Annotated in this window: 12 protein-coding genes and 1 other annotated feature; all 12 genes read right to left on the bottom strand. The window is 55.2% G+C overall.

What is annotated here, in order from left to right; all coding sequences use genetic code 11:
• Positions 1 to 7: 7 nt before the first annotated feature.
• The 12 genes from polA to YWK_RS0107155 all read right to left on the bottom strand — a co-directional run bounded on the left by polA (position 8) and on the right by YWK_RS0107155 (position 14,328).
• Complete coding sequence (gene polA, locus YWK_RS0107210; RefSeq protein WP_035466311.1) at positions 8 to 2,656, bottom strand: DNA polymerase I; 2,649 nt, start codon at positions 2,654 to 2,656, stop codon at positions 8 to 10.
• A gap of 193 nt (positions 2,657 to 2,849) precedes the next feature.
• Positions 2,850 to 3,794, bottom strand: a complete 945-nt coding sequence (mdh, locus tag YWK_RS0107205) for a malate dehydrogenase (protein ID WP_026964272.1) — start codon at positions 3,792 to 3,794, stop codon at positions 2,850 to 2,852.
• 264 nt (positions 3,795 to 4,058) lie between these two features.
• On the bottom strand, positions 4,059 to 5,354 hold the full coding sequence (gene icd / locus YWK_RS0107200) for an NADP-dependent isocitrate dehydrogenase (protein ID WP_026964271.1): 1,296 nt from the start codon (positions 5,352 to 5,354) through the stop codon (positions 4,059 to 4,061).
• 210 nt (positions 5,355 to 5,564) lie between these two features.
• Positions 5,565 to 6,548, bottom strand: a complete 984-nt coding sequence (trpS, locus tag YWK_RS0107195) for a tryptophan--tRNA ligase (RefSeq protein ID WP_026964270.1) — start codon at positions 6,546 to 6,548, stop codon at positions 5,565 to 5,567.
• A 169-nt stretch (positions 6,549 to 6,717) separates the two neighbouring features.
• Positions 6,718 to 6,969: a binding site (T-box leader), on the bottom strand.
• A 70-nt stretch (positions 6,970 to 7,039) separates the two neighbouring features.
• A complete protein-coding gene (locus tag YWK_RS18770) occupies positions 7,040 to 7,813 on the bottom strand; it encodes a glycerophosphodiester phosphodiesterase (protein WP_035466408.1) in 774 nt (257 codons plus the stop codon).
• A gap of 223 nt (positions 7,814 to 8,036) precedes the next feature.
• A complete protein-coding gene (locus YWK_RS0107185) occupies positions 8,037 to 8,339 on the bottom strand; it encodes a hypothetical protein (protein WP_026964269.1) in 303 nt (100 codons plus the stop codon).
• 124 nt (positions 8,340 to 8,463) lie between these two features.
• Positions 8,464 to 10,218 (bottom strand): pyruvate kinase, encoded by a 1,755-nt coding sequence (gene pyk / locus YWK_RS0107180; protein WP_026964268.1) that lies wholly within the window; start codon positions 10,216 to 10,218, stop codon positions 8,464 to 8,466.
• Positions 10,219 to 10,288: 70 nt separating this feature from the next.
• Positions 10,289 to 11,248 carry a 6-phosphofructokinase gene (gene pfkA, locus YWK_RS0107175; RefSeq protein ID WP_026964267.1) on the bottom strand — a complete coding sequence of 320 codons (960 nt, stop codon included), beginning with the start codon at positions 11,246 to 11,248 and terminating at the stop codon, positions 10,289 to 10,291.
• Positions 11,249 to 11,376: 128 nt separating this feature from the next.
• Complete coding sequence (locus tag YWK_RS0107170) at positions 11,377 to 12,333, bottom strand: acetyl-CoA carboxylase carboxyltransferase subunit alpha (RefSeq protein ID WP_026964266.1); 957 nt, start codon at positions 12,331 to 12,333, stop codon at positions 11,377 to 11,379.
• Positions 12,323 to 13,222, bottom strand: a complete 900-nt coding sequence (accD, locus tag YWK_RS0107165; RefSeq protein WP_026964265.1) for an acetyl-CoA carboxylase, carboxyltransferase subunit beta — start codon at positions 13,220 to 13,222, stop codon at positions 12,323 to 12,325. Before accD ends, YWK_RS0107170 begins: the two co-directional genes overlap by 11 nt.
• Before the next feature lie 107 nt (positions 13,223 to 13,329).
• Positions 13,330 to 13,542, bottom strand: a complete 213-nt coding sequence (locus tag YWK_RS0107160) for a hypothetical protein (protein ID WP_026964264.1) — start codon at positions 13,540 to 13,542, stop codon at positions 13,330 to 13,332.
• Between the two features lie 285 nt (positions 13,543 to 13,827).
• Positions 13,828 to 14,328 (bottom strand): phosphatidylglycerophosphatase A family protein, encoded by a 501-nt coding sequence (locus YWK_RS0107155; RefSeq protein ID WP_026964263.1) that lies wholly within the window; start codon positions 14,326 to 14,328, stop codon positions 13,828 to 13,830.
• Positions 14,329 to 14,508: the final 180 nt, after the last annotated feature.

Here is a 14,508-nt window from a genome sequence, read left to right as displayed (position 1 = left end):
CTGCCTCCTACTTCGCATCGTACCACGTCGGCCCAGCGTTGATGTCTACCTTCAAGGGCACATTCAACGTGACGGCATTTTCCATGTTTTCCCGCACGAGGTCAGAGAGTGCTTCGAGTTCAACTTCTGGGCATTCAAAGATCAATTCGTCGTGAACCTGCAACAACATCCGAGCTTTCAGGTCGCTCGTACGCAGCGCTTCGTCAATATGCACCATGGCGAGCTTGATCACGTCAGCGGCGGATCCCTGAATGGGGGTGTTCATCGCCGTGCGCTCGGCAAAGCTGCGCACGTTGTAGTTTCGGCTGTGAATGTCCGGCAAATACCTGCGACGATTCAGCAACGTGGTGACATATCCCTGCTTGCGAGCCGTCTCCACGATTTCATGCATGTAGCGGGCGACACCAGGGAACTTGGCAAAGTAGTCTTCAATAAACTTCGCGGCCTGCGCCCGCGAAATACCGAGGTTTTGCGACAACCCATAGTCGCTGATGCCGTAGACAATCCCGAAGTTCACGGCTTTGGCCTGACGCCGCATGGTCGGCGTGACTTCGTCCAGAGGTACGCCAAACACAGTCGCCGCGGTACTGGTGTGGATGTCATAGTCGTTCCGGAACGCCTCAATCAGCGCTTCATCCCCAGAGAGGTGCGCGAGAATCCGCAATTCAATTTGCGAGTAGTCGGCAGACAGGATGATCCAGTCCCGATAGGTGGGTTCAAACACCTTCCGCAGTTTACGCCCCTCTTCCATTCGAATAGGGATGTTCTGCAAATTCGGTTCTGTGCTGGACAGCCGCCCTGTGGCAGTCAACGCCTGATGGAAGCGCGTGTGAACGCGTTTTGTCTCGGGTCGAATGACCTTGAGAAGACCTTCCACGTACGTGGACAGCAGTTTCCCCAGTTGCCTGAATTCAAGGATCTTGGCGACAATCTCGTGATATGGCGCGAGCTTCTCCAACACGTCGGCACTGGTGGAGTACCCGGTTTTCGTCTTTTTCATGGCAGGTAGTCCAAGCTTGTCAAACAGGATTTCACCGAGCTGCTTGGGAGAGTTGATGTTGAACTCGGTACCGGCGAGTTCGTAAATCTGTTTTGTCAACGCCTCCAGCTGCTCGGACAGTTCCCGTCCGAGTGCCTTCAGTTTCTCCTCATTCACGTGAAATCCAAGCACTTCCATCCGCGCGAGGCAAAACTCGAGTGGTATCTCCACCTTGTAGCAGAGATCATCCAGCTCCTGCGCCGAGAGCGCATTGGCCATGTGCACCTTCAGTTCCGGCAACGTACCTGCGAGGAGCGCCAGCGCTGCTTCGCGCCCCGGTTCACCGTGCTTCGGTACCACAATTCTGCGGTTCAGTTCCCGTTCGACGATATCGGTCAGGGTGGACTCGCCATCCGACGGATTGAGCAGGTATCCGGCCACCAAGACGTCAAACCAGGTGTCTCCGGGTTGCAAGGTCATACCGTGTCCATCGAGAAGCACAATCAGTTGCTTCAGGTCGAATACCACTTTCTCGTAATCAGACGACCAGATCTCTTTCACGTCGGTAAACTCTAGTTCGCCCGTAAACGAGATGTACGCGCAGGTATCCTTGGTCCCAATGGCGAACCCGAGCAGCGTGGCAGTGTGATAGTCGTCCGAGTCACAGACTGGGATAATGCCCACGGGATCTGTCAATTGACCCCAGAACTCTGTAAACGCCCGCTTTGTCGTGATGTTCACAACATCCTGGAAAGCAGAGGCTTTAACCGCCACAGCCGCGTCGGCAACGGCAGTGTCATCTCCATCAGCGACCTTATCCAACAACGATTTGAATCCGAGTTTCTGGAACACTTTGCGGACCGCTTCCGAGTCGTACCCATGATATTGAAGGTCGTCCAGTGTCCACTCAAGCGGCACGTTGCGGTGAATGGTCGCGAGTTGTTTGGACATGATGGCCTGATCTTTGTACGTTGTCAACCGTTCCTTCAGCTTAGCGCCAGAGATCTCCTCAATATGAGAAAGCACCTCTTCGACACTCGGGTAGGCTTTCAACAGTTTGATGGCTGTCTTTTCACCAATCCCTGGAACGCCAGGGATGTTGTCCGAGGAATCTCCCATGAGTCCCTTCAAGTCGATGATTTGTTGCGGGGTCAGCCCGAAACGCTCATGCACACCTTTGGGCGTGTAGTAATCGACTTCCGTAATGCCCTTTCGCGTCAAGGCCGCATGTACGTTATCGGACACCAATTGCAACAGGTCCTTGTCCCCGGAAACAATCAGCGTCTGTATCCCCGCCGCGTCTGCCAGACGCGACAACGTCCCAATGATGTCGTCCGCCTCGTAGTTCCCTAGTTCGAGCGCTGGAATGCCAAAGGCGGCGAGGACGTCCTTGACGAGCGGAAATTGTTCAGAAAGCTCACTCGGCGTCTTCTGCCGCGTACCCTTGTATTCTTCATACACAGCGTGGCGAAACGTCTGTTTTCCTGCGTCAAACGCTACCGCTACGTGTGTCGGTTGTTCATCCTGGAGCATGCGTAACAGCATTTGCGTAAAGCCGTAGACGGCGTTGGTAAACTGCCCTTCCGCGTTGGACAGCGAAGGCAGCGCGAAAAAGGCGCGATAAGTAATGCTGTTTCCGTCAATCAGCATCAGTTTGGTTTTTCGATCTTCAGTCATGGAGCACCCCACTCTGGGAAGTGTTCGACTGGACGCGGCCCAAGAACGGCTTCCGCCCATCTCCCCCATTGTAACACACCCGTGCGTCGGCGCCCGCTGTTCGTGCACCGGGTACGCCGAGCCAAAGTCATGAAAAAAGCTGCCTGCGAAGCGCAGGCAGCCCCTGTTGATGATGTATTTGGAACGCGCCGAATTACCGACCCGCTTTGACGACGTTGATGACGTTGCGGACCGATTCCGCAGACTTGTCCAGCGCAGCCTTTTCTTCGGGCAGAAGTTCAATCTCCACGATTTTTTCAATGCCGTTTCCGCCGAGAATCGTCGGAACGCCGAGGAACAGGTCTTTGTAACCGAATTCACCTTCCAGCAGCGCAATGGATGGCAACAGGCGACGCTTGTCTTTGAGGATGGCTTCCGCCATTTCTACCAAGGATGCGCCCGGAGCATAGTACGCGCTGCCATTGCCCAGCAGGTTGACGATTTCGCCGCCGCCTTTGCGCGTACGTTCCACAATTGCGTCAATGCGGTCTTTCGGGAGCAATTTTTCAAGCGGAATGCCGCCGACATAAGAGTAACGAATCAACGGAACCATGTCGTCCCCGTGCACGCCAAGCACGAAACCGGAGACGTCCTCCACAGACACGCTGAGCTCTTCTGCAACGAACGTGCGGAAGCGCGCAGTGTCAAGCACGCCAGCTTGACCAATGACACGATTCTTCGGGAACCCAGATGCTTTGTACGCCACGTAGGTCATTGCGTCCACCGGGTTGCTCAAAACGATGAGCACTGCGTCCGGCGAGAACTTTACGACCTGCTCAGTGACAGACTTCACAATCCCCGCGTTGGTGTTGACCAAATCGTCGCGGCTCATACCCGGCTTCCGGGCAACCCCAGCGGTGATGATGACCAAGTCGGAATTGGCCGTGTCTTCGTAGCTGGACGTTCCAATGATGTGCACGTCAGATCCGACCACAGGCGTCGCTTCGAGCATATCGAGCGCCTTCCCTTTCGTCGGATTCTCCATCTGCGGAATGTCGAGCAATACCACGTCGCCCAGTTCCTTCATCGCGAGCATGAGTGCCGTGGTCGCGCCTGTGAAACCTGCACCGATGACTGAGATCTTCCTGCGTTTGATCATGGGCTGATTCCCCTCCACCTTTTCAGGTTATCCGAAAAGGGGCAAGTGCTCTTGCCTTGTCCACTTTTCGGACACGCATGTTTGTCTAAGCGACTTGCAAAATTCCACGAGAGTGGTTCTGCACGACGAGAGGTCGTTGCACTTTGCAAGCCGCTGATAGGTTGGGTGCTTTGCAAAAATACTTGTACACAATCCTTGTGTCACGGCGCTTGGAAACGCATTCGTGCAAGCGTCAACAAATGTCTGCCTGTCGAAGATAACTACTTAAAAGTTCGCGATGATGGCATCCGCAAATTGAGATGTCTTGACTTCCGTAGCCCCTTCCATCAGACGGGCAAAGTCGTACGTGACCGTCTTTTGGGCAATGGTTTTCTCCAATGCGGCTGTAATCAGATCTGCAGCTTCTTTCCATCCGAGGTACTCAAACATCATGACGCCGGACAGGATGACGGAACCAGGGTTGACTTTATCCAGGCCCGCATACTTCGGCGCTGTGCCGTGCGTCGCCTCGAAGACAGCGTGACCCGTGACATAGTTAATGTTTGCCCCAGGTGCAATCCCGATACCGCCGACTTGTGCAGCCAGCGCGTCTGATACGTAGTCACCGTTCAAATTGAGCGTCGCGATGACGTCGTATTCCGCTGGGCGAGTCAAAATTTGTTGCAAGAAGGCATCGGCAATGACGTCCTTGACAATGAGCTTGCCGCTTTGCTCTGCCTCTTTCTGCGCTTGATCCGCAGCTGCCTGGCCTTGTTCCGCCTTGATTTTGTCGTACTGCGCCCAGGTGAAGACCTTGTCGGCGTATTCTCGTTCTGCGAGCTCGTACCCCCAGTTCTTGAATGCGCCTTCCGTGAACTTCATGATGTTCCCCTTGTGGACGAGGGTCACGCTCTTCCGGCCGTGGCGCAACGCGTACTCAATCGCCGCCCGAACGAGGCGCTCCGAGCCTTCGCGGGATACCGGCTTAATGCCAATGCCGGACGTTTCCGGGAAGCGGATTTTCTTCACGCCCATTTCATGCTGCAGGAACTCAATCACCTTGCGAACTTCCGGTGTGCCTTCCTGCCACTCGACACCCGCATAAATGTCCTCCGAGTTCTCCCGGAAAATTACCATGTCTACGAGTTCAGGATGCTTTACAGGGGAAGGAACCCCGTTGAAGTAGCGAACTGGGCGCTGGCAAACGTACAGGTCCAGTTCTTGTCTCAGCGCAACGTTGAGAGACCGAATACCGCCACCCACTGGTGTCGTCAATGGTCCCTTGATGCTCACGATATATTCGGACAGCGCCGTCAGCGTATCTTCCGGCAACCACTCACCGAACTTGTTGAAAGCCTTTTCTCCAGCATACACTTCGTACCAGGCAATCTTGCGCTTACCACCATACGCTTTCTCGACGGCCGCGTCAAAGACGCGCTTGGAGGCTGCCCAGATGTCTGGTCCGGTGCCGTCCCCTTCGATGAAAGGAATAATAGGATGATCCGGAACGTTCAGTGCACCGTTCCGCAACGTGATAGGTTCTCCGACTGTCGGAGGCTGATACTGCTTGAACTGTACCATCCTGAGGTCCTCCTCTGTCCAGCGTGGCACTTTCCAACTCACTTACCGAGCAATCCAACGCTGTAGTGTGGACGGAATCTTCACGAACGCTTTCCCGTACCACCAGAAATCATACCACACTTCAGAAATAGGTGCGAGAAATCCATAGCATACAAGAGAATCAGGCCGCCACAGGCGGCCCAGATCTCTCCTTATATGACGACTGACTCTTTACAGAACAAAGCCAAGCCGTTCCTTCACGGTTTTCAGCGTGGCTTCCGCTCTGGCCGCAGCTCGCTCCGCTCCGTCCCGCAACACGTCGAGAATCTCTCCCGTCGCGAGCAACTCACGGTAGCGCGCCTGAATCGGTTCCAGTTCGCTGACGACGACTTCCGCCAAGTCCTTTTTGAACTGACCGTACCCTTTCCCCTCGTATCGCGCCTCCAACTCTGCAATGCTTACGTTGGCACAGAGGGAGTAGATGGTCAGTAAGTTGCTGACAGCCGCCTTGTTTTCTTTGTCAAATCGAACCTCACGTCCCGAGTCGGTGACGGCGCGCGAAATCTTCTTGCGAATGACATCGGGCGTATCCAACATGGAAATATATGCGCCGGCACTGGCATCGCTCTTGCTCATCTTCTTCGTGGGATCTTCCAAGCTCATGATGCGACCGCCGATTTTCGGGATATATACGTCAGGGATGACAAACGTCTCGCCGTACCGCTGGTTAAACCGTTCTGCAAGGTCGCGCGTCAGTTCCAAGTGCTGCTTCTGATCTTCGCCCACGGGAACCAGATCTGTCTGATACAGCAAGATGTCCGCCGCCATCAGTGCGGGATAGGTGAACAAACCTGCAGTCACCACGTCGCGCTGCGCAGACTTGTCCTTAAACTGCGTCATACGCCCCAGTTCCCCGTAGTGGACCACGCACTGTAAAATCCAACCCAGTTCTGCGTGAGCTGGAACATGCGACTGCACAAACAAGGTCGCCTGCTGCGGATTGATTCCTGCTGCCAGGTAGAGTGCCGCGAGGTTGATGGTGTTCTCCCGCAGCGCTGCCGGATCTTGAGGAACCGTGATGGCGTGCAGGTCTACCACGCAGAACAAACAGTCGGCTTCCCCTTGCAACTTGACGAAATTTTTCATGGCACCAAGGTAATTGCCTATGGTGAGCGTACCGCTCGGTTGGATGCCAGAAAACACACGTTTGGTCATAAGATCCACTCCTTCTTCGTCTGAGAGGTGCAGTGAGCGATTGGCAAAATTCCAATGGAGTGGTTCAGCACGACGAGATGTTGCCTGCGTTTTGCCAATTTCCGTGCTGAACCCGTTCGTCGTCGTGATTTTGCAAATCGCTGTCAATAAAAAACGCCCGATTCCCATACCATGGGACGGACGTGATTCCGCGGTGCCACCCAACTTCGCAACCCGGATAGAGGCCTGGGCCGCGCGCCTTGTTTCCTTTCCACGCTGGAAAGGTGCCGGATAACGACGGCAATCGAACGTTCCTACTGCCTTATCGGGTTCAGAACGCTGGCTCAAAGGTCCATTCCGCACGCTGCTCTTGCCGGTTTCCACCATCCCGACTCTCTGGAAAGGCGCTGACATGCGTACTCTTCCTCGTCACAGCCTGTTGAGATGCAAGTTTTGCTCAATATTATATGGGGATTGCTTGACGGACGCAACTTCGTGCAGAGTCACCTTCTTTACACTCCCCGTGCTGCTGCGTGCGCGTTCGGGTGTCCCACCACCTGCAGCATGACTGCGGGGTCATCGGTAATGATGGCATCCACCCCCCAGCGCATGAGGCGCTCTGCCGACTCCACATCGTCGACAGTAAATGTATGCACTGCGATGCCGCAGTTACGCGTGCCTTCGACCACTTCGCGGTCAATGGAGAGGTAGAACGGATGAATGGCGGTTGCATCCAGATGCTTTGCGTACACCCACGGATTGACGAGGCCTTCCATGTACAGCAGACCAATTTTGGCCTCTGGATGGGCCGATTTCAGGTCGCGGAGCACGAAGTGGTTAAACGATGAGAAAATCACCTGATTCGTCAAGCCGTACGCACACACCATCTGCCACGCCTGTTCTTCGAGACCTGGATACGCGACCATGCCTGCCTTTCTCTCTATATTCACTTCCACCGTGCGCTTCGAATCAGCAATGAGACGGAGCACCGCCTCCAGCGTAGGTATCCGCGTCCCTGCGAATGCTGGACCAAACCAACTCCCGGCGTCCAAACGCTGAATTTCTTCCAGCGTCAAATCCCGTATCCATCCACTTCCATTGGAGGTCCTATCCACCTGTTCATCGTGGTGCACGACAATGTGACCGTCCTTTGTGAGGTGAATATCGAACTCAATGCCGTCCACTCCGATGTCGAGCGCCGCTTGAAATGCTGGCATGGTATTCTCCGGATACGTGGAAGAGTACCCTCGGTGCGCCCATACTTTCGTTCTTCTGTGCTCAGCCATGTCGTCATCCCCTCGTTGCGCGCTGTACATCGTAAAACGCCTCATGTTTACAAAACCACAGTCACGTTACGCGTACGTATACCCTTTGTAAGGGTTATGTAAAACCGCAATCTGTCCGGGGGCAGAACGCAGCATACGGTACGTACCACTCTCAGACAAAGCACCCCTCGTCGCGCAGTCGGCGACAAGGGGCATCACGGCACAGATGTTTTGCAATGCTCGATTACGCCTTCATGACACGGGCCAATCCAAGCAGGGTCCGAATGGCGACCAGGACAGCTGCCACGTAGTACCAAATGAGAACCAGGAAGTGCGACGGGTCAACGGTCGTTAGGATGGCCAATAACAAGAGCGGAAAAACGTCATAGAGAACTGGCTGCGTTGCGGTGCTGGCCAGATTTTCGAAGTCTGCTCTTCCCCGAAGACTGAGGAACAGGTTGACGACGATATTGAGTCCAATCAAGGCGAGCACGGCGAGCAGGGTGACCAACATGGCCAGATTACCGGCGATGATGCCTATACCCATATGAATAACCTCCTCTGCTTGTCTCTTTCTGTGCACGGATAAGAACACTACACAGTATGAGTGCAAGAGGAGGCGTGAAGCGGCGGGTGTCCGAGAGGCACCCGCCTACCGTCAGTACTTCTGATTACAAAACCTGCGCGCGTCCGCGGTAGACAAGACCGCGTTGCGGATCCACAGTAATGAGTAAGCCGTCTTCCACTTTCTCCACGGCGCCTTCGGCACCTACAATGACAGGTTTACCGAGCGTCACGCCGACAACTGCCGCATGGGACGTCAAGCCGCCCTCTTCCGTGATGATGGCTGCGGCGCGCTCCACAGCGGGCATGAGGTCCTTGTCTGTAGCGTAGGTGACGAGAATATCCCCTTCCGACACGCGTTTCAACAGTTCGTTGTTGTCGTTAGAGACCACCGCTTTACCACTGACGGCGTACTGGCCAATGCCGGTCCCCTGGACGACCACGTCGCCGATGGTGTGCACTTTGATGAGGTTTGTGGTGCCTTGTTGACCCACAGGCACACCGGCGATGACGAGCACCATGTCGCCATGTCGCGCGTAGCCGGCGTCCAGTGCCCCTTCCACGGCGACTTCCAACACCTCGTCTGTGGTTTTGCTCTCCCGGACGACTACCGGGTACACGCCCCAGACCACAGCGAGTCGCCGCGCAACCTCCGCCTTCGGCGTCGCCGCCACGATGAACGTACGTGGACGGTGCTTGGAAATCATCCTCGCCGAGTGGCCAGAGGTCGTGGCAGTGACGATGGTCGACACACCAAGTTCTGCAGCCATGGCTTGAACCGCGTGCCCAATTACGTCAGTGACGGTGCGCTCCACCGTCGTCGCGTGACGGTCACTGACTTCCTGATTACAAAGTGCCTGTTCCGCACGGATGGCGATTTGCGCCATGGTTTGCACCGATTCCAGCGGGTACTTGCCCGCGGCCGTTTCGCCACTCAACATGATGGCATCGGTACCATCGAAAATCGCGTTCGCAACGTCGCTCGCTTCGGCTCGCGTCGGGCGCGGGTTGCGCTGCATCGAGTCAAGCATCTGCGTCGCCGTAATGACTGGTTTGCCAGCTCGGTTGCAGAGCGAGATCATGCGTTTTTGCGCCAGCGGTACTTCCTCCGTGGGAATCTCGACGCCAAGGTCGCCGCGAGCAACCATGATGCCGTCGGCCACTTCGATAATCTCTTCCAGCCGTTCAAGGCCTTCCTGCGTTTCAATCTTGGCAATAATGTCGGCTTCGTAGTTGTATTCCTCGAGGATTTTACGAACCTCAAAAATGTCCGCCGCCTTCCGCACGAAGGATGCGGCAATCAGATCCACTCCTTGCTGAATGCCAAAGCGAATGTCCGCCTGATCCTTCTCCGTAACGCCCGGAATGCGCAACGTCACGCCCGGCACGTTGATGCCCTTTCTGTCCTTCAGCGTGCCACCGTTGGTGACGCGGCAGACGATGTCGTGTCCTTCCACCTTTTCGACGACCAGGCCAATCAATCCGTCGTCAATCCGGATGGGTGCCCCCGGATACACGTCTTCGACAAGCCCCTCGTAGGAAATCCAAACGCGTTCCGCAGTGCCGTACTCCAAGGGATCCGTCGTGAGCGTGATCAGGTTTCCTTCAACGAGTTCCACGGCTCCACCTTGAATCTTTCCCGTGCGGATTTTCGGCCCCTTGATGTCCAGCATGATGCCGACGTGTTTACCGACCTCGGCTGCGGCCTGTCGAATCCGGCGAATTCGCACCTCGTGCTCCTCGTATGTACCATGCGAAAAGTTCAACCGTGCCACGTCCATGCCTGCGCGAATGAGGGCCTTGAGCATGTCCAGCGATTCGCTCGCAGGTCCAATGGTGCAGACTATTTTCGTTCTTCGCATCGAAAATCACCTTTTTCGTGTAGTATCCCAAACAGCGGCCGTCTAGATGGACATACCGCCGGAAGTTTGGTCAAATCGACAGCATATCCGCGAGTTTGTACAACGATATATCCGGCTGCCGCGGAGTTGTAAAGACCGTTTCAAAGTCCACGGCCACCAGCGCTCCATTCTGAGTGGCAGCCATCTTCCCACTGACACCCGACTGCAGCAACTCCACCGCGTACGCGCCGAGTCTGCTGGCCAGCAGTCTATCCCGCGCGGAAGGCGCACCTCCCCGCTGGATGTGCCCCAGCACCGTCACGCGCACCTCAAACCCAGTATGCTCCGACAAGTATTTTCCAATTTCGATGCCGTTTCCCGCACCTTCCGCAACGAGGATGATGGAATGCTTTTTGCCGCGCGCGACACCACGTTCCAACTTTTGAATGACGTCGTCCAAGCGATACGGGACTTCCGGAATCAACACAGACTCGGCGCCACCCGCGAGTCCGACGTGCAGCGCGATGTCCCCCGCGTTGCGGCCCATTACTTCCACAACGTAGGTACGCTCGTGGGACGTGGCCGTATCACGAATCTTATCAATCGCCTCTATTGCAGTATTGACCGCTGTGTCAAATCCTATGGTCTCGTCGCAACACGAGATGTCGTTGTCAATGGTGCCCGGTATCCCGACCGTAGCAATGCCCATGTTCGCCAATACCGCCGCACCGTGAAAAGATCCATCCCCGCCGATAACGACGAGTCCTTCAATGCCGTGCTTCCGCAGAACCTCGTAACCGCGCTTCTGCCCCTCTGGCGTTTTGAACGCTTCGCAGCGTGCAGTGTAGAGAATGGTGCCACCGCGCTGAATGATGTCGGCGACGGAGCCCAGCGTCATCGGCTGCAACTCTTCGTTGATCAGTCCGCTGAACCCCCTGCGAACGCCAATCACTTCCATATCATGGAATATACCGGTTCGAACCACCGCTCGTACGGCAGCATTCATCCCCGGTGCGTCCCCGCCACTGGTCATTACTGCAATCTTCTTCACGCTGCTTCGCCTCCAGCTTGTGATCTCCACGCCCATCTCTGGAACAACGTATGCCAATTCTGTCCCTCAGGGACAAAAAAAGTCCCACACGACACAAACGCAGTGCCCACCAAATGGTGGACACTCCCTTACCGTTCCTTATAGATCCCCATATCCCTGTACTTATGGTACCGCGCATCCAACAGTTCGGCAATAGGGATCTGAGTGAGTTCTGCTAAACTTTCCAATACTTTTTCCTTGACACGAGCGACCATTTCCTGCGGATTTTGTTGAGCTCCACCGCGAGGTTCCTCGATGACTTCATCGGCAATCCCGAGCTCCAGTAAATCCTGCGCCGTAATCCGCATCGTTTCGGCCGCACGCGGACCTTGTGCACTGTCCTTCCACAGGATGGCTGCCGCTGATTCTGGCGCAATCACAGAGTACCAGGCGTACTGGACAACAAAAATCCTGTCCGTCACGCCCAGTCCGAGCGCTCCCCCGCTGCCGCCTTCGCCAATGACAAACGACACCGTCGGCGTCTTCAGTCCGGCCATCACGCGCAAATTGGTCGCAATCGCTTCGCTGATGCCGCGTTCTTCCGCAGACATGCCAGGATAGGCGCCTTTTGTATCAATGAAGAACACAACGGGACGGCCAAACTTCTCCGCCTGCTTCATAAGACGCAACGCTTTGCGATATCCTTCCGGATTGGCCATACCGAAGTTGCGGTAAATATTCTCCTTCGTGTCATGTCCCTTTTGGTGCCCAATGATGGTCACCGGTTTGTCGCCTATCAGTCCGACGCCACCGACAATAGCGGGATCATCCCGGAAATTGCGGTCGCCGTGGAGTTCAACAAATTCTGTGCAAATCCCCTGGATGAAATCTAGCGTGGTCGGGCGACCGGGTTGTCGCGCGAGCTGCACGCGCTGCCAGGGTGATAAGTTGGAATAGACGCTCTCCGTCAACTCTTCCAGCCGATCTTCGAGCTTTTTTAACTCCCCTGACAAATCAATTCCGCTTGTGGACATAAAGCGGCGCAGTTCTTCAATTTTCTGTTTGAGCTCCACAATCGGCTTTTCGAACTCCAACTCATTCAACACGCGCCCACCCCCTTGCCGAGTGCACACGGAGCAAGGTCGCAAGCGTTGACTTCATATCTTTGCGTGGAACTACCATATCAATCATTCCGTGTTTCAGCATAAATTCTGCAGTCTGAAAGTCGTCCGGTAACTTCTGGCGAATTGTCTGCTCAATCACGCGGCGCCCTGCGAAACCAAACAACGCGCCAGGTTCCGCAATGATGATGTCGCCAAGGCTGGCAAAGCTGGCGCTGACCCCGCCGGTGGTAGGGTGCGTAATCACGGAGATAAACAAGACCGCTTCGTTGTGCATTTTTTCCAATACGGCACTGGTCTTGGCCATCTGCATCAGCGACAGAATGCCCTCCTGCATGCGCGCCCCGCCAGACGCTGTGAAAAGAATCATCGGGTAGCGTTTCTCGAGGGCTCGCTCCATCGCGCGGGCAATCTTTTCGCCGACGGCAGATCCCATGCTTCCCATAATGAAGCGGCTGTCCATGACACCGATGACCACCGGGTGTCCTTCCAGTGTGCCCTCTCCCGTCACGACACCCTCGCGAAGACCTGAGACTTCCTGTGCCTGCTTGATCTTCTCCGGATAGCCAGGAAAGGAGAGAGGATCTTCCGACGTGACGTCCGCGTCATACTCAAAAAACGCGTTGTCGTCCAGCGTCAGTGCAACCCGGGTGTAAGCGTCCACGGGAAAATGGTACCCGCAGTTCGGACACGTGTACGCGTTCTTCTGTAATTCTCTTGCAATCAGAATCGATCCGCATGATTTACATTTGTTTACAAGCCCTTTGGGAATGTTATCTTTCGCGGCGTCCTTGGCGCCCGCACCCGGCTGCGCGTCGCTCTGCCGGCCAATGGTTGCATAATGACGTTTTTTATGGAACAAGTCTTTTAACACCTTGTCACCTCATCATTGTCCATGCCCTGCCACCGTCCATGGCCCAGTGTTCCGTTCCGGGCAACATGAGCATGCCAAACCACGCGCCTGGTGCTCGCGTTGGCGCGTCAGGGCTGGCTGTGGTGGTCGAAGGAGGAGTGAAGGACGTCGTTCAAGACTTCCTGCACTTCATCGAGCTCCGCTTCTGGTACCAAAATCTCATACTGTTGCTTGGAAACGTTCGTCTGACGAACTTTCACCAAAAATCCTTCATCTATCAGTTTGTTGCGAATCTGCTCCGCCTGTTTGTCCGACTGGGCGATGTAGATCACGGTCCACATAGTCTTCTCTCCCTGCGACTCCAAGGTATGGTATCCCTAGGTCTGATGAGACAATGATGCCCGAACTTCTACAGGATGTCCGAAAAGGGGTCAAGCGTGTCGCTTCGTCAGCGTTAACCCCCGGTGCGGACACGAACTTCTATGAAATCATATCACAGTGTCTACATCCCGCCAAACAAAGAAGTACTCGATGCTTCCGCTGTACTGACACACCGGGATCTCCTTCGAGATAACGCCCATTATATCACGATTTTGGAAATCGGTGTTTTGCACACGCCAGACCGTTCACTCTTGCGGTGCGTCATCGTCCATCTCGTACGACTTTGCCACGTGTTGATGCGCCAGGCGCGCGGCTGCTGACGCGGCCACGCCGGCAATCAGGTCGTCCAAAAACACGTGAATGGCGGAACCGTGATTGTTGAGTCGGCCAATCACACCCACCTTCATCTTGTCGAGATAACCAAAGTTGGTCAAACCAATGGAGCCGTACACATTGGTGATGGATAAGGCGAGGATCTCATCCACGCCATACAGCGGTTCATCCTGCTCCATAATGGACTGCAGCGGAGCAGGTAAGGCCTTTTGCTCGGCGAGCATGTCTAAGGCTACGCCGGTGTAAATGGCATGTTGCACTTCGCGCTTGTTGAGCACGTGCATCACGTTGTCCAGACATTCCTCTAACGACAGCTGGCTGTAATAGGGGCGCTGCAACTCGTATACAATCTCGGCAATGTCCTGTACTGTGACACCCCTTGTGGCCAGCAACTCTACAATGGTCGACTTCATGACTTGCCTGGCCCTCCGCTTGGGAAGAGCCAGTCACCTCCCCTTAGAATGTTTACAGCGCTGACAAAGCCCAGAATGCAGGGACGTATCAAGGGCGAACGGGATACTCGCGCTCGCAAGACCATGGAGCGCAACCTGCCGTCCATTCCACGATACGGGCTGTGTCCACAATTTATGCCG

It is taken from the genome of Alicyclobacillus pomorum DSM 14955, from assembly GCF_000472905.1.
GTDB lineage: Bacteria > Bacillota > Bacilli > Alicyclobacillales > Alicyclobacillaceae > Alicyclobacillus_A > Alicyclobacillus_A pomorum.
The sequence above is the reverse complement of the archived record's forward strand: the minus strand, read 5'-3'. Positions and strand labels throughout refer to the sequence as shown.

Bases quoted from the DNA above. Each gene is read 5' to 3' on its own strand.
- polA (WP_035466311.1), bottom strand. From the start codon at position 2,656: ATGACTGAAGATCGAAAAACCAAACTGATGCTGATTGACGGAAACAGC.
- mdh (WP_026964272.1), bottom strand. From the start codon at position 3,794: ATGATCAAACGCAGGAAGATCTCAGTCATCGGTGCAGGTTTCACAGGC.
- icd (WP_026964271.1), bottom strand. From the start codon at position 5,354: ATGGTACAGTTCAAGCAGTATCAGCCTCCGACAGTCGGAGAACCTATC.
- trpS (WP_026964270.1), bottom strand. From the start codon at position 6,548: ATGACCAAACGTGTGTTTTCTGGCATCCAACCGAGCGGTACGCTCACC.
- YWK_RS18770 (WP_035466408.1), bottom strand. From the start codon at position 7,813: ATGGCTGAGCACAGAAGAACGAAAGTATGGGCGCACCGAGGGTACTCT.
- YWK_RS0107185 (WP_026964269.1), bottom strand. From the start codon at position 8,339: ATGGGTATAGGCATCATCGCCGGTAATCTGGCCATGTTGGTCACCCTG.
- pyk (WP_026964268.1), bottom strand. From the start codon at position 10,218: ATGCGAAGAACGAAAATAGTCTGCACCATTGGACCTGCGAGCGAATCG.
- YWK_RS0107160 (WP_026964264.1), bottom strand. From the start codon at position 13,542: ATGTGGACCGTGATCTACATCGCCCAGTCGGACAAACAGGCGGAGCAG.
- YWK_RS0107155 (WP_026964263.1), bottom strand. From the start codon at position 14,328: ATGAAGTCGACCATTGTAGAGTTGCTGGCCACAAGGGGTGTCACAGTA.